Raw genomic sequence first — 26,711 nt, 5'->3', positions numbered from 1 at the left:
TACCGGCCCTGAATATTCGTAAGGGTATAAGTTAAAAATTCCGTCATTCCTAATCACGCCCTGCCTTTTCAAGTCACTCTTTCCAATAACTCCCTCAGCCAATCTTGTGATTTAACGTACTGGGACTTACCGTCTTTCCTCTTTACTGAGTTCCAATGAGGTTCTGTCCAAACCAGCAAACTTTCAATTATCGTTTTACTCCCCTGAGGCCATATAGCGACAGGTAACTCTTCAAGCAGATAAGCACCATGCAGCGCTATAAGCCTGTCTTCAGAACACATCCCCCAGATGGCAAAATCTCGATGATCTTTCTGGTTTTTAAGCAGATGTTCCTGATGAAATATCACCCGATCCAGAATCCTTTTCTCTATCTCAGTATAAACTTGCGTTTGAGAAAGCGTCTTACCCAAACGCTCCGATGGCATAAAGCGTCGTGCCCAGGCAATAAAGCGCTGACGCTGTTCGTCATTGAGATCAATAAGCCAGTAAGCATTGGACAGAGCACGCAATGGATAATGCTGTGCACAACTGAAAAACAGCTCAAACTCATCTTCACCATAGAACCAGTGCGCCATGCCGATGAGATCATCGACATCCTTATAGGAGTGCTCTGCCAACGCACTGTAGATCGCACTTTTATACTCACCCCGATTAAACAGGTTGGTTAAAGACTGTATCGAAGGTTTTAGCTCATCGAGATGAGCTGGCCCTTCACTATCGGCTTCCCAGTCGAAAAAGCTTGTCACAATTTCGGTGATATGATGCAAATCTCCCAGACTCAGCTGCATCTCAGTCACATACTCAACAAATAGCGGAAAAGCCTTGAGAGCTTGGTCATAGTCCTGATCTTCCTGCCAAAAAATCATTTCCGAAATGATGCTGTAAGCTTCGGCAAGATTACGAATGACCGCCTCTCCCGGATTCCCGGCGGCGAGTGTTTCGTAAAGCCCGGCGCCGTAAAGGGCCTCCAGATAGGCTTCTATATTCTCTACGACTGGATAACCAATCTCGCCAACTGAGTACAGTGAAACAGCAAGCGGGTGAGGTGACTGAGTGCTTGGCATCGCTAAAACTCTCCTTGTGAAATCTGAGTAAGACCTTTCTAGGTCATTTGGTGTTTAGCTTGCTTTGCCCGGCCACTGCGCCAACGGTCTTTTGATGTGGATGGTTGTTTATCATCTCGCTCTGTTGGCAACTGGCCTTTTTGCTTCATTACTTATGCCCATTCGCACGGGCCATGCGTTCATTTTGCGCAGCATTGTGTTTGTCATACATCGAAAATAAATTTGCCTCGAACTGAGATTTTTCAGGCGTATTGCATGATAGCTTGCTCATGAACGCATGTGTGGCAGCTGTGACGTCAGATACTACCAAACGCTCTTTATCACCATGCATCAGGTTCAAAATTCTATCTGAAGCTTCTGCCTGGTAAGGATCTGCTCGGCTTATGGGTACAAGTCGATCATAAAGGCGTTCTGGCACGGTGTGAACGATGGTGTTCGAAGACGTCACCCGCTCTGACTGAACGCCAAAACCATAATCAGTTTTGGTGATTGCCACCCAAGGAATATGAACAGATTTTGGGTTCGGCCCCATACATTGCGGAAATGTATCCTCATAACGGAAAAGATAGGTGACGTAGGCGGCCGGTAACAGGCTTTGATTGGCGACCCATTCATCCATTGCGGCTCTTTCGCGCTCTGTCAAAAACCCTTTACCTGACAATAAAGAGCTTAAATCTTGGTAGGCCCGGTTTCCTTCTCCTGTCATAGCCTTCACATAAAGTCTTGCAAAACGACGATCAGCCACAGCAACCTTATTCGGCAAATTCCGATAAATGGCCTCTACATAAGTCCCACCTGTGGGCAATTCTCCGACCAATTCTGCATCCTTACCCTGCAACTCTTTATCCGCGAAAGGGTTATTCTTCGGGGCCATAGACGCATAGATACTTTTCTCGGGAATTCCTTCACGAGTTAGTTTTACGGTGGTAAGGTATTCTCTCAAAATCGGTGTTATCGTAGAGGGTATTAACGTTGCCTCTAATTGTGTCGCATCAATACGTCTATTGACTGCAAGCTTGCCTGACCATTGGCGATCTGCTGCTAAATTAAGCCGACCATACAGGCTGGATTGTGCCATCACGTCTTCCGACCCGCCGCCGCAATTGCCAGTCATCAATTCCGGATAGACTTTGGAATGGTCTGTTATCTGCCCACCATCAGTCTGAATATAGTATCGGTTCGTGCTATAAGTCGCGACGACCGGATGAGGATGTCTGTCCGGGATACGTATATTGACTGGCAGGACACAGTTGCTCACCGCGTCTTGGACAAATCCGTCATAAATTTTTTCAGCATATGAGCTGCCCTTCGTCTCATATAGAACGAGATCGAGCGATTTATCATGCGCAGTTAAACGCCAAGCACCTTCCAAATTAGCAGCAGGTGGAATTTTACTTGCGGCTTCACGCGCTTTTTGTATACGGTCTCTTTCTTCCTGCCGTCTTTGCGCGGCCGGTTTTTTCATTTCTACACCCGCTTGCCCGAATAAGTCTTGCAGAGCTTTGTTCATCTCTTCCGGTGTTTGTGCAGAGGCAATCGTTGGGAACATACCAAATGACCACAACATGACGAAGGACATGAATAGCTGATAGACAATTGTTCGAACTCGATTTTTCATTGCTGTCTTTTACCTGTTTTGAGTTTACATATTTGGTTTTAGGATGACGAAAGACTGAACTCATAGTTCTTAATCCTGTTTACTTCCATAATAGGCTGGAAATAATCCATTTAATTTTTGGTAGTATCTCAGTTTAAGCTGTTTACCTTCATAACCTTCAAAGCGCCTGATTCCGACATGTACGCCTATTTGCCAAACAAACAGGCAGCGTGGAACCCTTTAAACCCTTTTTCATCAGACTCTGAGCCAAAATCACCTAACATCACAGTCCGAACCGCACCATTCTGTCTGATATCGGCGTAGATTTTCAAAGTCTTGGATTTCATCGCCTCTTCTAGCGAAAGAAAGCCCCCCGCCATCTTCGTCAACCCCTCTACGGACGTTCCAAAGAGTTTGGCCTGAATTCGAGCGCGCTCAAGCGCTGCCGGATCCTGAACGTATTTGTTGTCTCGCCTGGATGGAATCAAATCGGCGAAAGTAAGACTCAACGTATTGGTGTATAGCGTTTTGTTGACCTGCTTTAATGCAGCGTTATGAATGATGGTACCGCATTCAGTTTCTATTCGAACCGGTATCGAATCGCCCCGCCTCACCGCCCATTCAGCATTCGTTGCCGAAGAGGATGCATGGGTGACTGTTACGTAAATTGCCTGATAACCTGAGAGGTTGTGGCAAAGCATCTTGCTTTTGAATAAGAGTCCCCGGTCGCGGAAATTTCGTTCAACCCCGAAGTATTTGCCGCCAACACCATCAAGTGTACCCCAGCGTTCAACGTCCAGTTCATTATTGATGTCATAGGCTCCCCGGTGCAAGATGGACAGCTTTTGGTTCAAAGTGGCAAGTTGCTCCTTAGGTGTAAGTTCTGTCTTTTCTGATACCCCTGCATTTTCAGCTGTTTGCCGGGAAGCACGCGCCTCGGCCAGCTCTACGGCACCAGCCTTCATCTTAGCCATCTGTTGTTTCGTTTGCGCCTTGCGCAGAGCATCACCTCTACTCACGGCTTCAAAGAGCCCATCCTGATCGCCGTGGCTATGCGTCTCTATTTTGTATTCATCACATTGCAGTTCACCGCGGCGTTTAGCTTCCGTCACTTCGTTCAGAACAAGCATCGCTATTCCGGCCTTTCTGGTGAACGCCTGTTCGGGGGCGTGTATTGAAGCAAATTCCGAAAATTCTTTATGCAGACCCTTTCCTTTTTGAAGAAGGGTTGAGCATATGCCAATGACGTCGTTCGAGACAAAACTCGCTAACACCAATTGGCCTGGCTGCTCAGCTTGCTGCAGAGTGGAAATAAACAGCAGGGTCTCTTCATCCTGAAAAATCGATCTGGAAAATGTAGGATTCGCCTGCCAGTCTTCACGCGGTTCTTTATAAGCTGCCATTCGATCCACTGGAATAAAGCCTATATCGAACAATCTAAACTTTTGTTCGAACGAGTTTTTCTCTGCCTCTTTAAAAACGGGTACATATTGATTTTCAGAATTGATTGAATAAACACCAAGCGGCCCGAACTCGTCACTGATAGTCACTAGGTCACCTTGTACCGGCAAAAAATAATCGTCGGTGCTATAAATATAGTCTTCAGATTGCCAGCAGCCAGCAATTACCAAGACTGAAAATAAAAGTAATATTCGGGTCAAAATCATGGTCACATCTTCTCTTTTCAGTTTGGCGGTAACATCTTTTAGATTCGTACAGAACCTATGCTCTCGAACAGTATCAAGCATTTCGCTGAATGCGACAAATAACCTTTTCGGTTATTATTCGCTCTCTGTCGGTCACCAGCTTTACACACTGACTGACATCGATTGCTCCGCTCCGAGATCGCTAACATCTTCCATTTTTCCGAGAAAAATTCAGCAGTAGGTTTGCGCTTCTTAGTGGCATACAAGCAGGAAACGAAGGGAAGCGAAGACTAAACTTGTCACAGATCACAGAAAATTATAAAATTTTGAAGTCTTGCGCACCACCCGATCAGGGAAAATATCACCGTGAAGGATACTCTAAAACCTGTCTTACTATCCGTTTTTACTCTTGTTTTATTTGCAGTTCCGTTTTCTGTTTCTGCGCAAGAGCCTGATGAGAGTTATAAATACGGCGTTCCTCCGCTTGATATCGAGACATACCAGATCTTCGATGGCCGCGTGATCTAACTTCCGGCATCCTCAAGCATAAGTCCCGAATTTATGGGCGAGATGCAGTACGCCTATGCGGAATGTAAACTGAATGATCTTGACTACGGCCCGACCTATTGCGGTTGCCGCGCAATGATCATCCTGAAAACCCGCCTGGAGATGCCCGAAGCAAACGTACGGAATGTGAGGAAGGAAGCGGGAAAGAAGATGCACTGCTACGTCCCCGAAAAGCTTCAGGCGAGATACGTCTTCGAATGTACGAATTCCATGCTCTACAAACGGGCGGCCTCCAAGGAAGAAGGCGATGCGTATTGCGCCTGTTACGCGGAAGAGATAACGTCGAAGCTCATTACCCTTGAGCCCGGCTACCACCAAGACAACAGGTTCATGAGGAACAGCCCTCTGAGCAAGAGCGCTCAGAAAAAGTGCCGTCGGTGACGGCCCGTAGAACCAGCTACTCTTGTGGCGGGGGCGAGCGTGACAGTTTATCGTTTCCGCCACGCCCATCCATTAGGTCTGGATTTGCTGAACCATAGTTGTTATGTGCATCATCGGTATCAATCAGTGTCAGCCCGTCGGTCAAGTCCAATGCGGTTTCATCAGAATTTTTATTTTGAATACAGGTATAATCCTGCTTATTGTTGGTCTGATGATAGATTATCAGCGAATGAATTGATAGTCTGGTTACATTTTTAAAGTTGTTTTTGTCCAGGTAAAAATACCAGCATCAAGGATAGGTTTATGCAGTTACCATTCATGCTTTCAAACAAAAAAATTATCTATGGCGTCTTCGGCTTTTTAGTTCTTATTATCCTTCCGAAAATTGTTTTTTCTTCCAACGATCCTGTCATTCGTGCCGATTTACCGATCCTTGAAGACGTCTATAAGGACGTGCATGCAAAGCGTAAAGATTACGAAATTTATGGATTTTACCCCGGCATATCGCGTCAGGAAGTGATTGATCAGGCGCAGGATATAGCCGATAAGGAGATTAAATATATTCGCCCTCAAAGCGATGCCCCACTCGAATTTTATACCGAGAAAGGTCGCATGCAGATTAAAACGAAATTTTCGACCTCTGCTGCTCATAAAAAAATCTTGCGACATCGTGGGAAAAAAGAAGATGACTCCGTTACTTTTGCTACTTGGATCCAGATTGAAGAATTATATGAAGATGGCAAACTCAATAGTGAGAAAGTTTTAAAACGTGCCCGTAAAAAATTTGGTACGCCAATCGCGGAGACGCAGAGCGATAAATTTCATGCATTAGAATATAAAATGGATGATGCGATATATGAAGTTGCCCGGCGCCAATGCATTGCTGAAGTGATTGAGAAGCGTGGGGACAAAGCGTATGGATATGGTGCGGAGTTCGGACGAAAAGTGGCACACATAAAAGCGGAGCCGTTAGCTGAAGCTATGAAAATGTGTCCGAATAGTGTGCAGGCATTACGCCGGGCAATGATCAGTGAAATGAGTCCACGGTTAGAGGTCCGTGTTATTGCACCTCGTAACCGCGTTATTTATACCATGAGCTATGAAGCAGGAAAGACATTCCAGCATCGTAACGCAATCAAAGATTTAGCGGAGATCAAAAAGTAATAAATTTCATTGTGCAGGACACGCACGTTTTAAGACAGCTTCAAGATCAAAATCACGCGTTCGCCAATCGCGCATATCGCAATAAAAATTACCGGAGCGATCATAGGGCGCGCCGTGATCATCACATGAGGTGAGCCTCTTGTCGCACTGGATGATCTCCGGGCAGCCCCATGTTTCACAATTTTGATAATCCGTAACCTTGGCACACGTAATGATGTGCTTCATTGCTTCATCGCGGCACGCTTTCACTTGTTGGCTATACTTAACAGTACCCGCGGGAGCGCTTGCGGTGTTGTCACGGCTGTTATTCTCACTGCCATACTTCAGCATCGTACCGATAGCTTCCCCCAGCTCGTAGGCCGTCATTTCTTTTTTAGGCTGTACGTCGCGGGCTTTTTTCTTGGCGACCATCAACTCGATCGCAGCTTTGTGCATGGCATCCATGTCTTCGTTGGTACCGCCAATCAGCTTCAAGTCGTTCATATAAAACGCTTGATACCACCAGAGCGCTCTGTCTGTGTCTATTTCCACACCTTTACCGTAGCGATAAATATCACCGACTTCTCTTTGTGCGCGGATATGCCCTTTATTCCCGGCTTTTTCGAACCAGAAAAGGGCCTGCTGCATATCATATCTGGGGTTATTCTTATCCGCATATTCTTTGGCCAGCTCATATTGACCAACGGGATCAGTCGGTTCAAGTACGTTTTCTTCCGCTTGGGTCTGATTGGAGCCGGTCGCCTCAGGATTTTTTTTGATTGCCTTAGGCAACTCCAGAAAAGCCTCAGATGATCTGTATGGGGTATCCCATCCATCGCCGCTTTTGCGATTCTCAGAAGCAGGTGATGCCGTGCTGGCAGCCGGTGTATCGGTGCGGTCATCTGCAAACACTGCAAGTTTGCTTTGGGAAAACGCTATACCGAGTGCACCAAGTGCGGCTACTACAATCAGTGATTTATTCAAGAAGTTTCCAGAACTCACTCTTTAATACCTCTAAGAAAAATACCATGCTCATCGTTGAGCTGTGATGCCGCAAAGAAACTATCTCGCAGAGCCGCATCTGAACGAACAGGCTGCCCTCGACCCGAGAAATGAAGCAAGGCTTGGACTTACTTCCCATTGATAATCGCAAGCGCATCAAGGCTGTTGGTCGGGCAGGCCGAGATAGCATATTTCATCCCCTTATAGACATCCGTCTCTTTGCTGCGTGCAGCCAACAGGCGGTCCAGCTCGGCGGGCTTCTGCTCGTACCAGAATGCGTAGCTCAGGGTCTTGTACTCACCATTGTCATAGAAGCCGGTTGGGCCGTAATTGCAGTAAAGTACGGGATAGCCGCGTTTTTCCAGTTCGAGACCGACCGTGCGCATGGCGGGAACCTGACGCCGGCCATCATTGGCCATGCCCATGCCGGTCCGGTAGGCGACCAGATTTTCATCATAATAGGCATATCCCTGCGCCTTGGGACCGGGGTTGCGGGCGCGCGCAGCGATGGTCTCATCCATAAAGCGGCGAGTATCGGCGCGCTCATAGTCGGCGCTGGCTGCATCTGCCCCCACAAACGAGATTCCAGCTCTTTGTGCAGACGACCGCCCATTCGCGCCGCGCCACAGATTTTCGCCATATTGCCGAACGATCGGAGAGGTGCAGCCTTCCGTGCGCAGGAAACGGGCTGTTTCCCGGTCTGTAACGAGATCCTTTGCCAGCCCCGTCAGAGTTTCACCAACGAAAGAGAAGGGATTACGACCTTCTACTTCAGCCATGGAGTTGACGATCGACATCAGGAAAGCGGAAGTATCCTTCTTGTACTTGATATCCCCCATTTTCTCAAAGGCTGTCGCAAACCGCGGAGCCATTTCAACGTAAGAGGAACTGGTCTGTGAGGTTACGCCATAACGCGTTTCAAACCAGGTTGCGGTGTAGGATTTCCGGCCTGCTGGCAAGTGGGGTTCGCAGACCTCATAGTACTGATACACATAGGTGAGGTAGGCTTCAGCAAATTCGGCCGGGTGTTCAATGAAGTGAAAGTTGCCTTCGATGACATTCCGGGGTGTGTCGAAATTCGCGTATTGCTTCCAATATGAACCAGGCTTGTTGACGATCCCCGAACGCCGGTCTGTGACCAGCCTGCGGGCATAGGCGTTCTGTATATCAGTCTGCATTTTCGCTGCAGCTACCTTGTGGCGGTCAAACATGGCGAGGATCATTTTTCGGTCATCACTCACGCCATCATCAACGCGTTTACGGCGCTGCAGAACGCTTGCAACAGTGAGGCGATCGACGGTTTCGGCGTGGCCGAGCAAGCCGTCCACCTCATAGGCCGGACGCCATTTTCCGCCACTGCCTTGTCGCTTCAGCAACATCCAGAATACGGCATCTTCGGCGGTGCCTGAATAATCGAAATCACGCGTTGTTTGCAGATGCAGATCCTGAATATAGAATTCGACGATCACGCGATCCTTATAGTGTTTCCACATCGGATGCGCGCGCCATTCCGGAAAAATGCGATCAACATTGGGCAGGACATGGTTTGCAATACGGGCGATCTCATCCTCCCCATAGTTCAGGCCGTCCTGGGCCGGAGCCTCCTTCTGCGGTTTTGCTTTAGCCAGCGTTGCATTGAAGAAGACACCCTTTGCATCCGGTATGCGTTCGACAAAGATCTTTAATTCCTGTTCGTAGAGATTGGCCTGCCGCGGACAACCATTGCGATGGGTGACGATAGCGCCGTAATATTTGCCGCTGGCATCTTGATAGAGAAGACGGGCGTCCTGAATTTTGCGACTTTCCAGGCCTTCAACACGCTGAAAAGACTCACTTTCAGCCAGAACATCAGCCGCGCGCTTTTGTGCACCAGACTTGCCATAGTCATCGGCCACACCGTAGGACTTTGAGGCCGCCTGCATCAATTCACTGGCCTTATCCTGCTGTCCGGCCGTCCGGGCCTGCTTCGCCTGCTCATATTTTATCTCGGCGTCATAGAACCAGTAGGCTGGGCTTTTCGCTGGGCCGCACGCGGCGAAGGACGTCAGAGACGAAGGGTCAAGACTTTTTCTGTCCGTGAAGTCCCCAAAGAGGATTTCACATTGCGCTGTCAGTTGTTTATCGGGCAGAAGCATTGCCTGTCGCTGCTTACTGTCCTGCACAGGCCGGTTACTGGCGTAGGTGACTTGCGCCGTGCGCAGCCCTTCTCCTGCACGAATATAGTGCAGCTCCACCCCCGGTTGCTGATCGGTGCTCACCAGCTGGGGCAGGCTTGCCGCTTGCGACAATGCCTTACCATGAAAACGCACGATCATATCGCCAACGCGTAACCCGGCTTGCTCAGCACTGCAAGATGGCTGGATCACGTTCACAACCAGACCGTATTGGTACGCTCCGGCGTTCGTCAACTTGCTGTTCCAGGCAGAGGCACCCAGCTTCAAACAGTGCGGCAGCGTGGCCACCATGTGTTCTGTTATTCTCTGTGCAGCAGCCTGAGCCGACTTTTCAGAGACCTCTGACTGCGCTTGCAGCGGGGCTGCCAACATGCATAGAAATAATGAAAATCTGGCCTCAGCGGCTGTTATGCGCATCTGATATTCTCCTTTGCTTATCGGAACGACGATTCCCTCTTTTTATCTGGTTAGTACATCCCGGTATACGGAATAAAACAGTCGGATTGGACCGTAAGGAATCGGCGTGGTGCATCAGGCGCCCAAACGAGTGCCGTCAGCCCGCCACCGTGAACCGCACCGGTATCAATACCTGTGGCGTAGGGAAACTCTGCTGGCCTTTCGAGAAACAACTGATGGCCAAATACAACATGCCCAAACCGGCCATCATACGTCTCTGCCCAGAATGGATCTTCTGGGCGCTGGGCGCCGAGGGCGAGAAACTCGCCTGAAGCTGCATCGACATAGCGCGTACGAAAAATCTTTTCAAAGCGTTTTGCTGCTCGGCCAGTCAGCCGTCTTGCCTCGTCGATTGACGAAGGGAATGTGCTCATGGTGCCAGGAATACCACCGTGAACGACAAGCACATCAAGCGGCTTGTAGTGAAAAAACGGCACTGACCCATCCAGAAATGCTAACCTTTCCGCGTCTAGCTGTTTGTGCAGTAATGCCAGTTCAGGTGCGCGGACGGCCTGTTCCGTGGCAACGTTCGGCCGCAGTTTACGGTTGCGTAAGTAACGACGCATCCGGTCTTCGTGATTCCCTTCAACAAGAACAACTTCAAAGCTGGCATGGCGACGCAGTGCTTCAACATAACGTAGAACACCGATAGAGTCCGGCCCCTTGTCGATCAGGTCGCGCACAAAAACCAGCGTGTCCGAAGGCTGAATATCCAGTTCATCGACAAGCTGGCGAAGCGCATCGAGCATGCCATGAACATCACCAATGATGAGGAGTCTGTCGTCCATATCAGAGTTGAAACCTGTAGCTGTCGAACGCATCAATACCCAGCGTATTTTCGATAACGATCACGTTTGGCTCCACTTCGCCCTTTAAGTGCATATTGCAGTCATGCCTGCCAACAATCAGCATCTGCAAAGTGTAAAACCCGTCCCAAACGTAAATTTGCCCTGAAGCGCCATAAGTGGTTCCACCGCCGCAAAGACGCCCGTCTGACGTAATAAACCAGTCTGAATAGCCCGCCTCTGCGCCAGCAAGGTCCCATATCCGGTAGCTCGCGTGCTGTTCCGTGTTTGGCTGCCAGGGTTTTACCACCTTTTGCGCCTTTTCAGATTGAGCCGCGCACTTGAAACTGTACTGCTTTCCACCCGGCCTGACGATCCAGTCAATGCGTACATCTGGTGACGGTAGATGGCGGGTGTTGATGTAGCGCTGTTTTTCGGAAGGCTTCATCTGGCCAAACTGCTCGCATGACAAGACCGCACGACGATCTGATGGCTCCGGCCACAAAGGCAGCGGCAAAATATCAGTACATTCACCGGACTGGCGACTCCAGACGCGCACAAGATAATCGCGGCCCCAGGTAATCAGGCGATTATCATCGAGCAGCTCTGCGCCTGTTACATCGCCCAGATGATGACCCTGCAAATAGCCTGTGCACACCCCCGTTTGCGCATTCCAGATCGCCATGGGCTGAGGGGTTAGTGGTCGCCGCCAGCCGTCATCAAGAAATTCTTTGCGATAGCACTTCCAGCCAAAATCAACGCCGAGAACGGTTCCGTCACCAAGATCAAATAATTTGGATACCTCAGCGCTGCCCGCCAGCAATACAGGTTCACCTGCTTCCGGGATAAACCAGGCCGGTTTGCTTCTATCCCAGATCATTAGAAACTTTCCATCTTCCCAGTGTTTTTCATAGTCACGCTGAGCTGCGGTTAGTTTATCTATCTGGCGGATTGCGGCCTCCATCTTTTGCCGGGCTGATGCATTCGCCGAATGGACCGATATTTTTGGCGGTTGCCAGCCGCGCCCGCCAACCGCTTCTTCAATCCATAGCAACACATCATAACCCGTGCCTCGCTCATCATCGCCGAGGTCATGGTCAAGGCTGATCTCCGTTACCTCGCCAGAATAAAGCAGCTCAATGACCTCATCTGGCCAATAACACCTGACCCAGCCGTCTGGAGTCTTGCGTTCATCGTCGAGGTAAACTTTCATGTGCTATTTATCTTCCATACTTACGCTTTGATTCGAGCATTCCCTCTCAAAATTACAGAGTTAAATGACATGACTTTTGACATCGCAGTTTCCTCCTCCTCGGTCAGCTCTCCATCGTCGAGATCAAATGCATGCGAGCTGTACGAGCTGTAAGTCGCCCATTCACTAAAAGTCATTGGCACAACCACGGGCGATTTCGTGCTTTCATCAATCTGTTTCAGCTTTGCAACGAGTGCTACGAATTTATCCCACTCGGTGAGATCGTACATTGAGTTGTCGATGCACTCAGGGTCATCAATCATTTTCTGAAAAACCCGATTATGGGCTGAGAGTTCTTCAGGCGTAAATTCCAGGACAATATAGAGCTGATCGTTATAGTTCCGATCTTTGCCATAACCATCGTCACTACAGGCCTCGTATACCATCTCAAGCAGCACTCGATCAGCCAGTGTCTGCGCAGCAAACCCGGCATAATCCAGCAGCCGGACGAAATCGTCCTGTTCATCCGTGCTCATCTGCAGATTGACACCTCGATGCGCTGTTGTAACGTAAGGCTCAAGCATTGAGATCATTCTCTGGAGATCTGCGTCGTTTATGATCCATGCCGCATGGTCGATCACCCCCGCTGTATGATAATTTTTCAGCATGTAAGCAAAGGTCTCGTAAGCGACATTGACAATGCGTTGATCGAGCCACAGCGAGACAGGTGCCGCTGTTTTTTCAGGCAGGGCTGCCACTTGAGTGTGTTTACCGCCTAGCAAGGTGCTCAATCGCTTTTTAATGGTGGTTAGAACACCCATAGTTAATGATTTCCCTATACAGTTTCAGAGTCCAAAAGTCTGTCATTCTGGCTCACCAGACGGTAGCCCAAGTTTTCGCTGACAATCTCCGGTGCGCCCTCTACGGCAGACAACACACCCCGTAAACGGCTAATGGCGGTATTGATAACCGTGTCTTGCGGCGACAGGTTTTTGTAATCCGTCCACACTTCATGCCAAAGCGCCTTGCGACTGACCCACTCTCCCTGGCGTTCGGCTATCGCCTTCAACAGTGCAAATGATTGCGGGCGAAGCGGTAGTGGTGTGTTGTTGACCAACGCCTGGGCGCTCGATTTTCTGATTTCGAGTGTGTCAAAAATCAGCACACTCGCCGGTGCTCGATTGGACGCTGCACGACGCGCAACAGCACGCAGGCGCGCCCTCAACTCTTCGCGTTCGAATGGCTTGTTGATGTAATCATCAGCGCCCGTCTCTAAGCCCAGCACATGGTCACTCACAGAGCTCAGGCGGCTGGCGATGAGAATCCCAGGGCGCTTTCCCTCCAGTGCGTTCAGCCACTCGATGTAATCGAGCCCCTCGCTACCGTCCCCCAGCATCCGGTCGAGAATAACCAGATCAGGCAGCTGCGTGACGCTCTGCCGCTTGGCCTGGTCGAGGGTTTCTGCTTGACTAATCCCATAGCCAAGTTCGCCAGCAACATCAGCCATCAGCGATGCAATTACCGGGTCGTCCTCAACAATGAGTACGTTACTGGTTTCAGACATTTCCTTTCGCTTTCCTATATCATCTTGGCCAGAGTACCCCGAAAACACGCTTTCCGCACCTAACAATCGAGGTTAGACACTTTTGAGCTATTCCAGACTATTAACCTTGGGGCTTACCTCCCTACTGATCACCGGATGCCTTACGCAAACAAAGACACCTCCAAAATTATCATATGACGCTTCGAGCCCTTTTGACTCTTCGCTTGCGAGTGCTCTTTACCAGTCCGAGGTCAGCTTTTTGGATCGACAAGCGGCAGGTGACGCCTATGGCATGGCGCGCGCCGCAAAATCGCGCTTGAACCTGGTTGAACAGCTTGACTCAAACACTCTGGAACAAAACACTCACCGTTTTGATCTCAAATCTGACCAACGCCGATCAGCAATCCTGGCGTCAGCTCGCGACATGGTAGAGGCTGCCAACCGTATGGCTGCCGATGATGAAGACACGCTTCGCCGAATTGAACAGTTATCTCCTCTAACGCCAGCTACGCAGCCCAGTCTACTTGGTGGATTTGCCGGCATCATTGGCAGCCTGCGGGAAGTCAAAATGACCATAGGGCTGGAAGTACAAGCAACCCTCTCCCCTGCTGAAAAAGACAGCATCAGATTACCTGTTGATGGAAGTCAAGGCACAACGATCTACGCCCAACCTGCCGGCCATCAACACCTTGAAACAGCAGCCAAAATCACCATGAACATCTCGCGTTATGCCCAAAATGAAGAAAGTTGGAAAAGTGTCATTTGCCCGGAGACGACTGCAGCGCGGCTGCCTTGCTTTGTCCCACCAGGCGACCATTCTGAAATCGAAATCAACCTGCAGAATAATGGTGATTCAGGGATTGATGTACTGGTTTTCATCAGTGGCAATGCCAAAACCGTGGCCACATCAATGGAACGACAACAAGCAAACCAACCCAATCGGTTAGGTGACGAGTAACCAACACTTCGCCAATAATAAGCAGAAATTGCGTATCAGCATACCCATCTTAGGGAGGGACAGTGCGAGCCAGAAATCCAATCGTTGTTGCTCTACTCATCAATATACTGGTGACCCTACTGGTTGCCTTGATTGCCGGGGTTACGGCCTACAGCGCGATCAATATTGCGGTTGAGCGATCAGTCAAAGAGGATGTATCTCGCGACATAGCGGTTATGCTGGAACGGGCGCCAGAGCGCGGCATTATTCCCGACATTACTATTTTAATGAAGAACATAGGTATACGCCTATCGGGAGATGAAAGTGGGGAAAACGGCGCAGTCTATTTGCTGGCTAATTCCAATGGCGAAAAGATCATCGGCAATGCGGAACGAATGCCGAATCACCCGTCAGATCCCTGGATAGAACTGGATGGCGTAGACATTGGAATAGCCGCAGGCCCATTGCTTCTACACCGCGTTCATATTGAACCGGATTTTGCGCTTGTCGTCGGCCGCCGCCTGAGTGCGCGAGAGTCATTGAATCATTGGTTTGTTCCAGTGATGATAGTGGCTGTTATTTTTCTCGGTCTTTGTAGCTCTCTTCTTTTGGGATCCCTCAATCACCGCTTTCGTAGCAGAATTAGACGTATCAATGCTGTTTTTCAACGCATTGAGGAAGGCGACCTGTCTGCCCGAATTTTTTCAACACCGAAGGCTGGGTCTGGTGATGAGCTTTCACAATTGTCTGTCAATATTGACAAGGCTTTGGCTGAAGTCGAGCGCCTGCTGCACGGCCTTGAATCCTACAGCCAGGTCGCAGCACACGAGCTTAATCACGCCATATCGAATCTACGCAATCAGATAGTCGCCGCTGGCAATACCGAGATCGCCGCTGAAGCTGACCAGCTGATTGAACTCGTCACCCATATTCTGGAGCTTGCAAAAATCGAGGCAACACCAGGCTTTGCCATGAAGCCGCTCAATCTTGAGAGCGTCGTACAATCGGTTGTTCAACTCTATGCTGATGCGTTTGAAGAAAGCGCTGTCACCTTGAAACAGGAGATCTTATGCGAGATGGCAGAAATACTGGGATCCAGACCACTTATTGAGAGTGCCTTGGTCAACCTGATTTCAAATGCATTGAAATACGCACCACCTGGCTCAACGGTACTGATAACGCTCAAACACGATGGTTACCGGTTCTCGTTAAGTGTGCGTGACTATGGGGCCGGCATTGAGGATACAACGCTGGATCTGCTGGCAGCTTTAGGCCGTCGCCAGGATTCAGGCGGGCATGGATTTGGTCTGCGCCATGTGGAAGCCGTTGCGATCCGTCATGGCGCAAAGCTGTCGCTGGAAAATGCTAACCCGGGGCTCAGGGCTACATTGCATTTTAACGCGGCTATGAGATCCTAACCAGGATGGTTAGATGGCAGAGAAAGCTCAATGGTGTAAGCTCAAGAAATAGAACCCAGAGTATTTCAACCCTATTTGTAGAAGAAATATTGGTAAAAAAATGTCTGTAGAAGAAACACAAAATCGCGAAGCGGATATTATGGGCCAAGCTTATCAGGTTATCGCACAAATCGCTTTGGCAGCTGACCTCTTCGACAATGAGGACGTTCAGCGTGCGCTGAATTACTTTTCCGCAAATGAATATCGGGAAGATTTCTTGCCTTTCCCATCAAACCCAATGACGCCCTCGAATGCTAAAACCTCCTCGGCGGAAGAGTATTAATATCAAGGATACGGAAGACCATCATGACGACTAAACCAACTCTACGCACTTCTTTTTCGCTGTTAGCGTTAATGTGGCTTTTTCTTGGCCAAACTGCATTTGCAGAAGCAAAACTCGGTATCGAGCTTAAACAAGGTTATAACACAGCGTACATCTCTGATATTGATCCTTTTGGTAGTGGCGCCGCCTCTGGCCTTATGGCTAGTGACCGTATCAAAGAAGTGAATGGCGTTGCCATCTGGTTTGTCGATCAGGCAGAGCGTATGTTGAAGTACAACATCGCAAAAGAACAGCCCTTTATCGTTATGGTAGAACGTAAGGGTGGACTCAACCGTATTATGGTTGACGCCAATAAACCTTCACGTAGTTTTCCAAAGAAAAAAGGGAGTGATTTTTATGCCAACTGCTACATGGCCCCTGATGCAGCCTGTCTTGAAACTGTTATCGATAACTCACAACCGATGACTCAAGATAATAGCTCAATAATGCGTAACTACAGCAGTAAAGTAGAGCGTTATAGTTTACTTGGAAGGCAACAAAAAACGCTCTCAGCTTATAAACAAATGGATGTCCTCTTTTTTCGGGATAAAGGTCTTATCAACTATGATACGGCCACGCTGTTTTCAGCGATGGAGAAACTGGGCCTCAAACCTGAGAAACGTCACTTCGATTACGTTTATGTAAATACAAAGAAAAGTGTCAGTGCTCTATCCGGTGCAGCCGACCTATTTGCAAAATACGGCTCGATGAATCATGCCAATGCTTTTTATAAGGATATGGTTAATTTGATCAAGCAGAAGCCAAAAGAGCTTAAAAATAAAACGATGTATGTTGGCCAAACCCTGGCTAAGTTAGGCAAAAAAGATCAGCTTATCTCCTATCTAAAATCAGACCAGCACTCATCCGAAACAAAAAACAAACTGCTTGAAAGATACATTGTTGAACTGGTCAAATCTCAGAAAAAAGAAGAGGCGCAGGAAGCTGTCAATCTTGTATATTCCGTAAAACGATCATGGACAAACGGGGACTATATTATTTTTGTACGGTTATTTCATAAGTTGCATATGCAAGATGCAGCCTGGAATACCATCAAACGATTGGAAGCGTTCTACAAAAGCGGAGAAGGTAATATGTTTATTCAGCCCCTCACCGCAGGCAGCCTTGTTGAAGCCTATGGTGCAGTGGGTAGCATTCACAATGGGCGCAAGTATATTGATAAGCACTTTAAAGACAACCCCCTTGAGATGATGATGAAACTGACCATCGAAGCAGCGAACTCCAGAAGCGCCAAGGGGCTAGCATTACAGCATTACAAAGACTTACCCAAACTGGTTGATGAGACTTATGCCAAATTCAAGGCTGCGACACCAGAACAAAGAAAAAAACTAAGCAAGCTTGTTGTTGAACAGTTTTATGAGGTTTTAGCAGCCTATCTACCCGCCAACCCTTCTGTTAACGAACTCTCCCCCTTTGTTGATGATAAATATGGACACAAAGGAGTTATAGACGCTTTTATTGAAGTACGAAAATTTGATAAAGCAACAGAGTGGACCAATGCCGTTGAAACCAAATATGGAAATACCTACAAGCATAATGACATTTTGGCCGCCGTTGGCGCTCTGGCATCATCCCATGAACAAGTAGAGCAATTTAAACGCACCACCGCTTTTAAGAAAAAGGACTTCTTCCTCAAAAGACCCTATTTAAAACGTCTTTATTGGAATGGTTATTTTGATCAAGCCCTGGCTGAATTTAATACAATGCCCGAGAAAGAGAAAGTCAACGCTATATTAGCGCAGATGCCTTTTGTTGTTGGTTGTAAAGGCTGCACGCTTTGACAACTGCCTGTTCAAGTATTGGCTTATGATCAGCGCGAGTAATAGGCAATCATCCCAGCTTCCAAGGCCTTAATATGCGGGTGATCACAACTGTGTTTTTCCGTTACCTTTTTCAAACCTCGCACCAGCTTACCGATTTTTGATCATTGAATAACGCATCGCTGGCAACGGCATCACCACTGAAACTGGAACGCCACAATTTTTCGAAATGTGGTGCCAGGCGGCGCGGCATGGTGTACTTATCGTATTCTGTCCAGGCATTGCGCGAGATTTCAAAACCAAAACCATCTTTTCTGGTTTCAGTTGTAGTTTTGCTGACAGTAGCGATAAATCGATCGGCACCCAGACAGTCAGGGTAAGTTTTCTGATAGTTCAACATATAGCTGGAAAAAAAAGGATTTACCGCCGTCATATTGCGTGAAAAACTTGCAGAATCCTATCTGGCATTGGTGTTAATCATCGACATGGCTTTGCCCGCCAGGGCAATAAAGGGCTTAAACCCCTGGGTGTATTGCTGATCCAGTTCTCTTAGCGTCTGCGCATCACGATTAGCCAATGGGCAATTGCGACCTCACTGATGCAATGTTATATGATATTAAAATCTCACTTTGGAAAATGCCCAGTTTTCTTATTCTTAATAGGAGCTTGGTAAAATTCACGACTTTTAAAGGACCACTCATCAAAAAATGCTATCATATTGAATATATTGCCGATTTTCGTGGCACACTGGATGAAAAAGACTCTGTTACGTTTTATTGAGTTACCGCTGTTATTTGATTTTCAAATAAATTTTATATAGCTATAAACACAAGGGAAGTTCTTTCTCCTTAAATGAACATGACAATGGAATACAAATAGATGCGCTATCAATTTAAGCCTCTCAGGTTAAGACAAAAAATTCTCTTCATGCTGCTTTGCCTGATGCAATTTAGCGGCATCGCTCTGGCAAACCCGTTAAAAGAGCGGAATTTACCTGATGGGAAGCTTTTATATTCGGACGGAACGAACGCCTATTACGGGGTTTATATGACCAGTGACTACAATGCTCTTAACGGTTTGGATGCCAGTGATAAAAAAGCTAATTTTAGGGTGATTGCATTTCGAAAGGCGGCTCCGGATGGAACGCTTGTCAGCTTTCTGCCACAACAAATAAAAGACTATAATGGCAATCCGATTGAAGGAAAGCGCTACGGTCAAAATGAAATTGATCTAGTCAATCAGCATATTATTGGTCCGGTAGATGAGAAGTTTCCAGAGCGCCGAGAAAAGAATTACTTAAGAATTCTTGTATATTCGAAAGGTGAATATTTCTCCGGCTCACCACTAAGCACGCAATCACCAAATCCAGACCTTGAAGAGCCGGAACAATGGATAACAGGCTTGAATTTTGAGAGAAAAAATCAAAGATCACCCATGCGGCCTGCTTATGAGGCACTTGGAAAAACAGGGGTGCCAAAAATACATTATGCAAAAGGTACGCAGGATACAAAAAGAAAGAAACTGCCTTCTACGATTGCCAGCCTTCGAAGTAAACGTCAGGCTGAAATTGCTATAACGAAACCAGAAATTAACCCAGCGCTCGGAAAACAAGTGGTTAAGGATCAGGAGTTTTGGGATCGTCTTCAATTTAGCGGTACGGTCAAGGATGTTTTTGAGGGTAATTTCAGCGATACATCATCCAAAACGTTCAAAGTATATTTTTCAGCCATGCAATGGGCCTATTCAGATAGCTGTAAACCCTATCTTCCGGCCAACACGGTAAAGCGAGGATATGTCACATGGAATGTTTACAGTGATGGCTATAAGGATACTCCGGTTGAGCGTAGCGCACTGATTGATCCGAAATTCATTGAGCTCTACGATGCCTATCAAGATGATGTCTCCAGCTTTATGCAGCAACAGAAACGAACACTGCAAAGTCAGGCAAATACTTCGATATCAAGGGGACGCGGTTTATCCGACGTTCTAGGCGGCGCAATCAATAATGAACCCATCCATCAATTGTCTCGCTTTATCGCATCATCAGGTGGCTGCGAGACATCTGCTGTTTACCAGCTAAGGGAAAACTTTCTGCGCGCAGCAAAAGGACAGCCTTCTTTGCAAAAGGCGGGTATTGTTTTAGAGAACGCTGTTGCTGAAAGTAGTAAATCCAAATCTTCATTGTATGGGTCCTGTATGAACACCTATGATCCCAGTAAAAAATATTGTTTATGTTTTGAAAGAGAAGCCCTCAAGGTGCTTAGCAGTAAAGAGCGCCAATTATTTGAAGCTGATTTTGATGAATATTACAAAGCTGTGAGAAAATTAAGCGAAAGGCCTGCACCTCCGGCATCTGACAGAGCATGGGCTTTAAACGCTATTCGCTCAAAATGTAATTAAATGCAAATAAAAGCCGTAGTGGCCTAGCGCGAGAGCATTCAAAACAGCCAACCCACACCAGCCGCGACCAAAAAGCAATTTTACGGAACCATCTCGCTTGACCCGGTCAAAGCCAAAATGGACTTTGCTACAATCATGGATGAAGTCGTTCAGCAGTTCACGGCCAAGCTTGGCGTCAATGTCAAAATTTCGGTTGAGATTGAAGCCAGCAGCCGTGACGGATTTGACGAATCCATGCAACGCGCGGTCAAGGAAAATTGTAACGTCCTGCGCTTTAATTCAGTGGAGTTTGAGGAGGAATCATGACCGCTACAGCGGAAAAACCCCGTACTCGCCGAGTATTGTTGGCTGCCTTTGCGGTTATAGCCGCCATCGGCCATTTTCTACGCGATGTGCTTGGTTTTTTCGCTGAAGGTGCAGACACTGACGCTGAAAGAACGTCGTCTGATACTGTTCGTGGAGGCGTTATGAACTACCGCACCGGCAAACTCGACGACGGCACAGACGCCGCTGGCTGGTACGAAAAAAATTAACGCTTCTTGCCCTTGGTTAGCGCCATTTTCCCGATACTTCCCCCCTGGTTTCCCGCGTCCTGCGCGGGAGCCTTGATGGGGCTCGCTGCGGCGTCAATCGACCGCCCTACTTTCACACCTGCCCACGCCATCATCCCACTCCACAGCAACGGCAATCCCAAATAGAGGCTGGTGGTAATCATATTCAGCAGCATGCGCTTGGCGTCGTGTTCGCCGGGGTTGGCGAAGATCTGCAGGAAGACATTGACGTCCGGGTACATGGACAGAATCAGGTTCTGATCGACCCACATAGCCAGATACCAGAGCACTGTCCAGAACTTGATGGTGAAGATGGCCATGCCACCAATTACCATCATGGCGATGGAGTAGCGGGACAAGACCACGACCAGCGGCAGCAGAGCATAGATGCCCAGCAGCAGTATGGCCTGCACCATCGGCAATGATTGCAGCACGGCGGTCATGGTGACAGAAAACAGGGCCGATGCGGTGACCACACCACCGGTCGCCAGGCCGCCTTTGACGATATTCCCTGCCGTATTAAACAAGCCCGAGCCGGAGGCATTATTGGCGATCAGTTCGTTGCTCGACCAGGAAGGCGGCGCATTGGTAAGCACGGTTTTGGCGACAGCATCGTTTTGCTGTTCACTGGCCAGTGCCGGCGCAATAGCGACCACCAGACCGGAGAAGCCGGCAGAGGTGGCATCCGCCTCGTTGATCAGCTTTTCCCGCAGGCCGATGGCTCCATCCTCCCACCACTGTTTGCAGTAGGGTTTGCCCCAGGCGGGCGGTGTCGCGGGATCGTATTCGGTATCCCTGATCGGGTTGTAAGCCCAGCCGGTGATTTGATTGGCCGGTCGCAAGGTGTCGTAGAAGCCTGCGGTATCCCGGTAGACGTGTGAGCCCATCCAGTCGGGGTCATCGGCGCCGTAGGTGGTGAGAATGCCATTGATGGCCGCTGTGTTTGGTCGTTCAGCCTGGTATTTGGAGCGGGCCGGGATATAGCACTGGCTGAAGAAATCGCTCACCTCCTGCCGGAGTCGCGGATCGGCGATGGTGGCCAGGTGTGCTTGTTGCTCGAAGGTGCGCATATCCGCCACGGTTGGCAGGCCTTCGACAATGGCGTGATTCAGGCCGGAGCTGAGGGCGATCACACCGTACCACCAGACGGGAACATTGACGGTTGCGGCAGAACCCGTGAAGCCGGTCGTGCCATAGGTGCTCTGTGGGGCCGCGACAGTCACGGTTGTTGGCGTTGGATTCAGCAAGGTCGGCGGCGGCGAGTAGGACAAGGTACCGGCATTGAGTGGCGTGAGGGCAGCGGGTTGCCCGGCCAGCACAACCACTAGTAGCGCAATGAACAGCTCGATCTCCATGCGCCGCAGTGAGAGGCCACTGGCATGGCCCACCTCACCGCCCTGCGCCGGTTCGCGCCAGTTGTCGATCAGGATGCCCAGAAACGGAAGATAGACGATGCCGGTACTGACCAGCACGTCCCACAGAATGCCGTAGAAGGTCCAGCCAAAAAGGGAAGTAAAGAGCTCCAGATAGCTATCGACACTCATTGCCCTGCTCCAACGATCAAGCTCTAACCATCAAGCCAATGGCGTTGACCAACACACCCTGCCCTAGCACCAATTCGAGCAAAACCAACCAGGTGACGGCGCGCCAGCGTAAGTCTGTTAGCCGGGTTGCTTTGGCCCGGTTCAGGATCTCCGCATCAGCCAGCCAGGCAACCAGATGATTCCAGCCAAAGGCAATGACGGCGATCACTGTCCAGCGCATGGCTGTTAGTGTCGTCCGCCAGGTATCGATGCATTGTTGGACGGATTGCACGGAATCCGTTTGTAATCGATGCATCAGGAGATACCCCACCAGTCCCGTCAGCAACACAGCCATGGTGGTGCATAGCAGAAAGTTTTTTCGCCGTGATCGGAGGTTATTGAACACGCCCACCTCGCAACGGATTGGGATCCAGGGTCGGCACTTCCGGTACGGTAAGTGAACTCTGCCGTTTGGCAGCCGCTCGCTCCAGTAATGTGGCAACGGTGTCGGACACCACTTCTTTGCGCACACGGGTTTCAAACAGCAGGTTTTCGATTTCTTTATCGAGCTCGGCGATGGAGTTGTCGGCATGCTCGCGGGCCACTTCGGTGGCATAGACTTCGGGCACCTGCCGCCCCGACAGCAGCAGACGGCGGGCGTACAGTGCCTTCTCGACCGTGCGCGCAGTGCTGATCTCGGAGACCAGTCGGCCCATGATCAGGCTCTGCTCTGAGGCAGGCATCTCGCGGATCGCTTCGATCACCTGGCGGGTAATGGCCACGCCGGGGGCGGTGATCTGGTCCAGGTTAGCCAGAGTGGGTGGTGTCGCGCCACTGACCAGGTTCTGGATCTCGGTGGTGACGGTGGCGGATTCCTGATAGAGCTTCGGCAGCAGGCCCGTACCGGGAATGCTGTCCTTGCGGCAGGTATCGCAGGTAGTGACGATATTCTCGCCCACCACATCCACGGTCCAGTCCCGGGCTTCGGCAGGCGACCCCCAGATTTCCGACAGATGGGTGGCCGATGCGGCCGGTACTGGACTGGCGTCAGTCACGGCGCGATTCATATTGATGTTGTAACCAGCCTCGACGATATCGCCGGTGAACTCCAGCACTGGCTGGCCGGTTCCTCCGGCCTGCCCGCCGATCCAGGGCACACCGTTATCGCCGTTAGAGGATTCCACCGTATCTTTGGCGGTGACGGCATCATTGCCGCCTATACCCATTTGCACCTTCCAGTCGTTGCCTTTGGATAGAGTGATCAGATCGGCGTAGGGGTTCTTGCCTTGGGCGATTTCGGCCTCCATCTGCTCACAGGATTTGGTCGCCAGCTGCATGGTTTCTTCGGCCTTGATCAGGGCATTCTGGAAGAGATCGTACAGGCCGGGGTTGGCTCGTTGCAGAATGAGCGCCGGTAACGACGCAATAGCACTGGTGGCCGCTGCCGTCATGGCGTTCATCATGTTGTCGACACCGGAACCGATGTCGTTCAGGGTATTGGTGACCGCCGCCACCGGATCGAACTTGCCGCAGCTGTAGCCGAGTCCCAGTTGGGCAGAGCCTCCCAATGTCGTGGAGACCACAGCAGGATTGGCCGGTACCGAGACCGGTTCGGCGCCACCGATCTCGTAATACCACAGCCCATCTTCCGTGGGCGCCTGAGCGGCATAGCTGTCGGGGACAATAGCGACGGCCAAAGCGATCAGCAGACAGTGAATAGGGTTGTGTTTGATCATGGCGGGTAATCGATCCAGTTGATGTCGAACAGAAAAAACTGACCTTCTTTTTCACAGCACTGATAAGGCCTCCACAGGTTCCAGGCGTAATCACCCTCCTCGTCCACGCGGCCACCACCCCAACCATTGGCGCTAGCGAGATCGTTGGTGCCAAAAACAGCGCAGCTTGATTCTGCTTTGGGGAGCAACATCTGCCACTCACCGGTGGCGGGATCGTCTTCAACCAATGGACCCGGCGACCAAATCCGCTGGTCGGAGCTGGAAGACGGTTCGATCTGATCGTAAATGTGCGGCTGACCGTTCCGGGTCACGATATCCCCGGCTCGCTGCGCATTGATTGCTGCGGCCTTGGGTTCCTCTGCCTGTGTGGTCCAGCCTGTTCTGGGGTAGACACCACCCCAGGTTTGCGATGGCCAATTACCGATTTCCCGCAGACCGGGGATCAGGCTCGCTGGATAGAACATCTCCGGGATTTCCATCCGCCAGGAGAGTGCATCCAGGCTCGACATGAAATAGGGATAAAAGGAGGTGGTTTCCGATTCACACAAATAGCCGGTACCAGCGAGGACACCCGACAGCGAACCTAAAGGGTGGCCAATGACATCGGTCTCCCGAAAGATCAGATTGCGGTGATCCTTGTTGCCCTGCCCACCTTCCGTTCGATTCCCGGCGCTCTCGATGGGCACGGCCAGCAAGCTACCGAGCAGTCCTGTCGCGGCGGAACTTTGGGCGGCTCCAAGAATGCTGCGAATCTCTGTCCAGGGATTGCTACCAAGTTCGTTGTAACTGCTCACCACCGCATCCGGCTGGTAATGGCCAACTTTGATTGAGGTCTCGACATCGCATTCGTAAATGGAACAGCGCAGCCAAAAGCACATCCCCACGGGCATCCAGCGCATACAGCTGAGCGCGGCACTCGTGGTCTGGGAGACGATTTCCGTGGTGGAGATGGTTCCAGCATGGCTCATGAGCGGCGCACACATCAGCAGGATGAATCCACAACGGCGGATAGCGCGCATCATGGTCGAGCCTCCCCGGCCTGCCACTGCCGATACCGTTGGGTTGCCGCTCGAATGTCAGTGATGCCGTAAACCACCGCATTGCCATCGAAGACAATGGCCGGGTAGCGATCAATGCCGTACTGCATCGCCTGCACCAAACCGTTAGCGGCGTTTTCCAGTTCATGGCTGAGTTTATTGTCCATACGCTGAAAGCGATGGAGGGCTGTCTGTTTTGCAACTTCGGGATTCGCTGGCAAGTCTTTGGAGAGTTCCTTCTGAAGTCGATCAATACGGTCTATGTAGTACACCGTTATACCGTCCGCATTATTCGCGACCGGGTTCATTGAATCGGTAAATACCTCGATCGCAGTTGAGGGTTCGTCAGCCAAAACCGGCTCACAGAGCACCCCTGTTAGACCGATCGAAAGAATGAGATGAGCTCTTGCAATATTCACTGGCGGCCATCCGGATCCACATACCTTTGACAGAGCATTCATGCTGAAGGATTGACGGTGGGGGATAAACGGAAAATCCAGACATGAAGCGTCGATGTTTCTGGCCGACCAGAGGCGACATTCCTATAATGGCGGGACATTCGTAACGGAAGAAATACAGGAATGGATTTCAGCCCCATCATCCAACAGGTCTACGGCGCGCTGTGGTACCTCATACCTCTCGCCATCCTGGCAGGTGTTCTCAAGTCCCCCTGGTTCAAAGGCATTACCGGTGAGTTTCTGGTGAATACGGCCGCACGACTGTTTCTTCCAAAGGACGAATACCGCCTGATCAAGGATGTGACATTACAAACCGATGATGGCACCACACAGATCGACCACATCATTGTGTCGCGCTACGGCGTATTCGTAATTGAAACCAAAAATATGAAGGGCTGGATATTCGGCTCGGCCAACCAGAAAACCTGGACCCAGAAAATCTACAAACACACCCATAAATTTCAGAACCCACTGCACCAGAACTATAAACACGTCAAAACCCTGGAAACCCTGCTGAATATTCCGGCTTCCGCGATTCACTCGCTGGTGGTGTTTGTCGGTGATTCGACGTTCAAGACGGAGTTGCCCGAGAATGTGGTTTATGCCGGTGGGTATATCCGGTATATCAAAGCGCGGCGCGAAGTGATCCTCAGCCAGGCCGCCGTGGATACTATGACGGCACAAATCGAACAGCTGAGATTACAGCGGGGGTTTACCACCAACCGACAGCACGTCAAGCATTTGCGCCAGAAGAAGGCTCCCTCACCGCCAGCCGCCCCCGCAGTCGTGCCGTCAGTCACAGCGTCAACGACGCCCCAAAGTCAAAAACAGTGCCCAAAGTGTGGCGGTACGATGGTGCCAAGAACGGCCAGAAAGGGACAAAACGCCGGCAATCAATTTTGGGGATGCGCAACCTATCCGGCCTGCCGTGGAGTCGTGAAACACCCCTGAGATCAGTAAAA

General features: G+C 49.9%; 25 protein-coding genes. 10 read left to right on the top strand and 15 right to left on the bottom strand.

The window, feature by feature from the left end:
- Nucleotides 1-68: 68 nt before the first annotated feature.
- The 3 genes from Q7C_RS07550 to Q7C_RS07540 form a co-directional block, all read right to left on the bottom strand.
- Nucleotides 69-1,064, bottom strand: a complete 996-nt coding sequence (locus Q7C_RS07550) for a hypothetical protein (protein ID WP_014704143.1) — start codon at nucleotides 1,062-1,064, stop codon at nucleotides 69-71.
- Between the two features lie 148 nt (nucleotides 1,065-1,212).
- Nucleotides 1,213-2,682, bottom strand: a complete 1,470-nt coding sequence (locus Q7C_RS07545; protein ID WP_014704142.1) for a hypothetical protein — start codon at nucleotides 2,680-2,682, stop codon at nucleotides 1,213-1,215.
- Between the two features lie 185 nt (nucleotides 2,683-2,867).
- The gene (locus Q7C_RS07540) at nucleotides 2,868-4,409 is read right to left on the bottom strand and encodes a hypothetical protein (RefSeq protein ID WP_202946502.1); all 1,542 of its coding nucleotides are present in this window, start codon (nucleotides 4,407-4,409) and stop codon (nucleotides 2,868-2,870) included.
- 540 nt (nucleotides 4,410-4,949) lie between these two features.
- On the opposite strand from Q7C_RS07540, the gene Q7C_RS07535 reads away from it, so the two are divergent.
- A complete protein-coding gene (locus Q7C_RS07535; RefSeq protein ID WP_151194743.1) occupies nucleotides 4,950-5,255 on the top strand; it encodes a hypothetical protein in 306 nt (101 codons plus the stop codon).
- 303 nt (nucleotides 5,256-5,558) lie between these two features.
- Entirely contained in the window at nucleotides 5,559-6,419 is an 861-nt protein-coding gene (locus Q7C_RS07530) for a hypothetical protein (RefSeq protein WP_014704139.1), read from the top strand.
- Nucleotides 6,420-6,425: 6 nt separating this feature from the next.
- Here the strand turns inward: Q7C_RS07530 and Q7C_RS13320 are convergent, their stop codons facing one another.
- The 6 genes from Q7C_RS13320 to Q7C_RS07500 all read right to left on the bottom strand — a co-directional run bounded on the left by Q7C_RS13320 (nucleotide 6,426) and on the right by Q7C_RS07500 (nucleotide 13,619).
- A complete protein-coding gene (locus tag Q7C_RS13320) occupies nucleotides 6,426-7,382 on the bottom strand; it encodes a tetratricopeptide repeat protein (protein ID WP_014704138.1) in 957 nt (318 codons plus the stop codon).
- A gap of 146 nt (nucleotides 7,383-7,528) precedes the next feature.
- Nucleotides 7,529-9,991, bottom strand: a complete 2,463-nt coding sequence (locus tag Q7C_RS07520) for a PDZ domain-containing protein (RefSeq protein WP_014704136.1) — start codon at nucleotides 9,989-9,991, stop codon at nucleotides 7,529-7,531.
- A gap of 50 nt (nucleotides 9,992-10,041) precedes the next feature.
- A complete protein-coding gene (locus Q7C_RS07515) occupies nucleotides 10,042-10,818 on the bottom strand; it encodes a metallophosphoesterase (RefSeq protein WP_014704135.1) in 777 nt (258 codons plus the stop codon).
- A 1-nt stretch (nucleotide 10,819) separates the two neighbouring features.
- Nucleotides 10,820-12,028 carry a cyclic-phosphate processing receiver domain-containing protein gene (locus tag Q7C_RS13780; protein WP_014704134.1) on the bottom strand — a complete coding sequence of 403 codons (1,209 nt, stop codon included), beginning with the start codon at nucleotides 12,026-12,028 and terminating at the stop codon, nucleotides 10,820-10,822.
- 20 nt (nucleotides 12,029-12,048) lie between these two features.
- On the bottom strand, nucleotides 12,049-12,828 hold the full coding sequence (locus Q7C_RS07505; RefSeq protein WP_014704133.1) for a hypothetical protein: 780 nt from the start codon (nucleotides 12,826-12,828) through the stop codon (nucleotides 12,049-12,051).
- Between the two features lie 14 nt (nucleotides 12,829-12,842).
- Complete coding sequence (locus Q7C_RS07500) at nucleotides 12,843-13,619, bottom strand: response regulator transcription factor (RefSeq protein WP_202946501.1); 777 nt, start codon at nucleotides 13,617-13,619, stop codon at nucleotides 12,843-12,845.
- Between the two features lie 190 nt (nucleotides 13,620-13,809).
- On the opposite strand from Q7C_RS07500, the gene Q7C_RS07495 reads away from it, so the two are divergent.
- The 4 genes from Q7C_RS07495 to Q7C_RS07480 all read left to right on the top strand — a co-directional run bounded on the left by Q7C_RS07495 (nucleotide 13,810) and on the right by Q7C_RS07480 (nucleotide 18,065).
- Complete coding sequence (locus Q7C_RS07495) at nucleotides 13,810-14,508, top strand: hypothetical protein (RefSeq protein ID WP_014704131.1); 699 nt, start codon at nucleotides 13,810-13,812, stop codon at nucleotides 14,506-14,508.
- A gap of 62 nt (nucleotides 14,509-14,570) precedes the next feature.
- Nucleotides 14,571-15,905, top strand: coding sequence for a sensor histidine kinase (locus Q7C_RS07490; protein WP_014704130.1), 1,335 nt, complete (start codon nucleotides 14,571-14,573; stop codon nucleotides 15,903-15,905).
- 100 nt (nucleotides 15,906-16,005) lie between these two features.
- Nucleotides 16,006-16,227, top strand: a complete 222-nt coding sequence (locus Q7C_RS07485; protein ID WP_014704129.1) for a hypothetical protein — start codon at nucleotides 16,006-16,008, stop codon at nucleotides 16,225-16,227.
- 23 nt (nucleotides 16,228-16,250) lie between these two features.
- The gene (locus Q7C_RS07480) at nucleotides 16,251-18,065 is read left to right on the top strand and encodes a PDZ domain-containing protein (protein WP_041366662.1); all 1,815 of its coding nucleotides are present in this window, start codon (nucleotides 16,251-16,253) and stop codon (nucleotides 18,063-18,065) included.
- Nucleotides 18,066-18,177: 112 nt separating this feature from the next.
- On the opposite strand, the gene Q7C_RS07475 is transcribed toward Q7C_RS07480, so the two are convergent.
- Nucleotides 18,178-18,477 (bottom strand): hypothetical protein, encoded by a 300-nt coding sequence (locus tag Q7C_RS07475; protein ID WP_014704127.1) that lies wholly within the window; start codon nucleotides 18,475-18,477, stop codon nucleotides 18,178-18,180.
- A gap of 446 nt (nucleotides 18,478-18,923) precedes the next feature.
- Between Q7C_RS07475 and Q7C_RS07465 the strand changes: the two genes are divergently transcribed.
- From Q7C_RS07465 to Q7C_RS07455, 3 genes are all read left to right on the top strand, one after another.
- The gene (locus Q7C_RS07465) at nucleotides 18,924-20,444 is read left to right on the top strand and encodes a hypothetical protein (RefSeq protein ID WP_014704124.1); all 1,521 of its coding nucleotides are present in this window, start codon (nucleotides 18,924-18,926) and stop codon (nucleotides 20,442-20,444) included.
- A 135-nt stretch (nucleotides 20,445-20,579) separates the two neighbouring features.
- Complete coding sequence (locus tag Q7C_RS07460; protein WP_014704123.1) at nucleotides 20,580-20,750, top strand: hypothetical protein; 171 nt, start codon at nucleotides 20,580-20,582, stop codon at nucleotides 20,748-20,750.
- The gene (locus Q7C_RS07455; RefSeq protein ID WP_014704122.1) at nucleotides 20,747-20,977 is read left to right on the top strand and encodes a hypothetical protein; all 231 of its coding nucleotides are present in this window, start codon (nucleotides 20,747-20,749) and stop codon (nucleotides 20,975-20,977) included. Before Q7C_RS07460 ends, Q7C_RS07455 begins: the two co-directional genes overlap by 4 nt.
- On the opposite strand, the gene Q7C_RS07450 is transcribed toward Q7C_RS07455, so the two are convergent.
- Genes Q7C_RS07450 through Q7C_RS07430 form a run of 5 tightly spaced genes read right to left on the bottom strand, consistent with a single transcriptional unit; the run spans nucleotide 20,974 to nucleotide 25,644 of the window.
- Complete coding sequence (locus Q7C_RS07450) at nucleotides 20,974-22,539, bottom strand: conjugal transfer protein TraG N-terminal domain-containing protein (RefSeq protein WP_014704121.1); 1,566 nt, start codon at nucleotides 22,537-22,539, stop codon at nucleotides 20,974-20,976. The two genes, Q7C_RS07455 and Q7C_RS07450, sit on opposite strands and share 4 nt — an antisense overlap.
- 16 nt (nucleotides 22,540-22,555) lie before the next feature.
- Nucleotides 22,556-22,873 carry a hypothetical protein gene (locus tag Q7C_RS07445; RefSeq protein WP_014704120.1) on the bottom strand — a complete coding sequence of 106 codons (318 nt, stop codon included), beginning with the start codon at nucleotides 22,871-22,873 and terminating at the stop codon, nucleotides 22,556-22,558.
- Nucleotides 22,874-22,913: 40 nt separating this feature from the next.
- Nucleotides 22,914-24,254, bottom strand: coding sequence for an integrating conjugative element protein (locus tag Q7C_RS07440; protein WP_014704119.1), 1,341 nt, complete (start codon nucleotides 24,252-24,254; stop codon nucleotides 22,914-22,916).
- Nucleotides 24,251-25,276, bottom strand: coding sequence for a TIGR03756 family integrating conjugative element protein (locus Q7C_RS07435; RefSeq protein ID WP_014704118.1), 1,026 nt, complete (start codon nucleotides 25,274-25,276; stop codon nucleotides 24,251-24,253). Before Q7C_RS07435 ends, Q7C_RS07440 begins: the two co-directional genes overlap by 4 nt.
- Complete coding sequence (locus Q7C_RS07430; protein ID WP_202946500.1) at nucleotides 25,273-25,644, bottom strand: TIGR03757 family integrating conjugative element protein; 372 nt, start codon at nucleotides 25,642-25,644, stop codon at nucleotides 25,273-25,275. The genes Q7C_RS07435 and Q7C_RS07430 overlap by 4 nt, the downstream gene beginning before the upstream one ends.
- A gap of 228 nt (nucleotides 25,645-25,872) precedes the next feature.
- Between Q7C_RS07430 and Q7C_RS07425 the strand changes: the two genes are divergently transcribed.
- Nucleotides 25,873-26,700 (top strand): nuclease-related domain-containing protein, encoded by an 828-nt coding sequence (locus tag Q7C_RS07425; RefSeq protein WP_014704116.1) that lies wholly within the window; start codon nucleotides 25,873-25,875, stop codon nucleotides 26,698-26,700.
- Nucleotides 26,701-26,711 lie beyond the last annotated feature (11 nt).

The sequence above is a fragment of the Methylophaga frappieri genome, assembly GCF_000260965.1.
GTDB lineage: Bacteria > Pseudomonadota > Gammaproteobacteria > Nitrosococcales > Methylophagaceae > Methylophaga > Methylophaga frappieri.
The sequence above is the reverse complement of the archived record's forward strand: the minus strand, read 5'-3'. Positions and strand labels throughout refer to the sequence as shown.

Bases quoted from the DNA above. Each gene is read 5' to 3' on its own strand.
- Q7C_RS07425 (WP_014704116.1), top strand. From the start codon at position 25,873: ATGGATTTCAGCCCCATCATCCAACAGGTCTACGGCGCGCTGTGGTAC.
- Q7C_RS07435 (WP_014704118.1), bottom strand. From the start codon at position 25,276: ATGATGCGCGCTATCCGCCGTTGTGGATTCATCCTGCTGATGTGTGCG.
- Q7C_RS07550 (WP_014704143.1), bottom strand. From the start codon at position 1,064: ATGCCAAGCACTCAGTCACCTCACCCGCTTGCTGTTTCACTGTACTCA.
- Q7C_RS07450 (WP_014704121.1), bottom strand. From the start codon at position 22,539: ATGAGTGTCGATAGCTATCTGGAGCTCTTTACTTCCCTTTTTGGCTGG.
- Q7C_RS13780 (WP_014704134.1), bottom strand. From the start codon at position 12,028: ATGAAAGTTTACCTCGACGATGAACGCAAGACTCCAGACGGCTGGGTC.
- Q7C_RS07475 (WP_014704127.1), bottom strand. From the start codon at position 18,477: ATGACGGCGGTAAATCCTTTTTTTTCCAGCTATATGTTGAACTATCAG.
- Q7C_RS07460 (WP_014704123.1), top strand. From the start codon at position 20,580: ATGGATGAAGTCGTTCAGCAGTTCACGGCCAAGCTTGGCGTCAATGTC.
- Q7C_RS07540 (WP_202946502.1), bottom strand. From the start codon at position 4,409: ATGCTTGATACTGTTCGAGAGCATAGGTTCTGTACGAATCTAAAAGAT.
- Q7C_RS07480 (WP_041366662.1), top strand. From the start codon at position 16,251: ATGACGACTAAACCAACTCTACGCACTTCTTTTTCGCTGTTAGCGTTA.
- Q7C_RS07530 (WP_014704139.1), top strand. From the start codon at position 5,559: ATGCAGTTACCATTCATGCTTTCAAACAAAAAAATTATCTATGGCGTC.
- Q7C_RS07545 (WP_014704142.1), bottom strand. From the start codon at position 2,682: ATGAAAAATCGAGTTCGAACAATTGTCTATCAGCTATTCATGTCCTTC.
- Q7C_RS07515 (WP_014704135.1), bottom strand. From the start codon at position 10,818: ATGGACGACAGACTCCTCATCATTGGTGATGTTCATGGCATGCTCGAT.
- Q7C_RS07465 (WP_014704124.1), top strand. From the start codon at position 18,924: ATGCGCTATCAATTTAAGCCTCTCAGGTTAAGACAAAAAATTCTCTTC.
- Q7C_RS07455 (WP_014704122.1), top strand. From the start codon at position 20,747: ATGACCGCTACAGCGGAAAAACCCCGTACTCGCCGAGTATTGTTGGCT.
- Q7C_RS07445 (WP_014704120.1), bottom strand. From the start codon at position 22,873: ATGGCTGTGTTGCTGACGGGACTGGTGGGGTATCTCCTGATGCATCGA.
- Q7C_RS07440 (WP_014704119.1), bottom strand. From the start codon at position 24,254: ATGATCAAACACAACCCTATTCACTGTCTGCTGATCGCTTTGGCCGTC.
- Q7C_RS07485 (WP_014704129.1), top strand. From the start codon at position 16,006: ATGTCTGTAGAAGAAACACAAAATCGCGAAGCGGATATTATGGGCCAA.
- Q7C_RS07535 (WP_151194743.1), top strand. From the start codon at position 4,950: ATGATCATCCTGAAAACCCGCCTGGAGATGCCCGAAGCAAACGTACGG.
- Q7C_RS07505 (WP_014704133.1), bottom strand. From the start codon at position 12,828: ATGGGTGTTCTAACCACCATTAAAAAGCGATTGAGCACCTTGCTAGGC.
- Q7C_RS07520 (WP_014704136.1), bottom strand. From the start codon at position 9,991: ATGCGCATAACAGCCGCTGAGGCCAGATTTTCATTATTTCTATGCATG.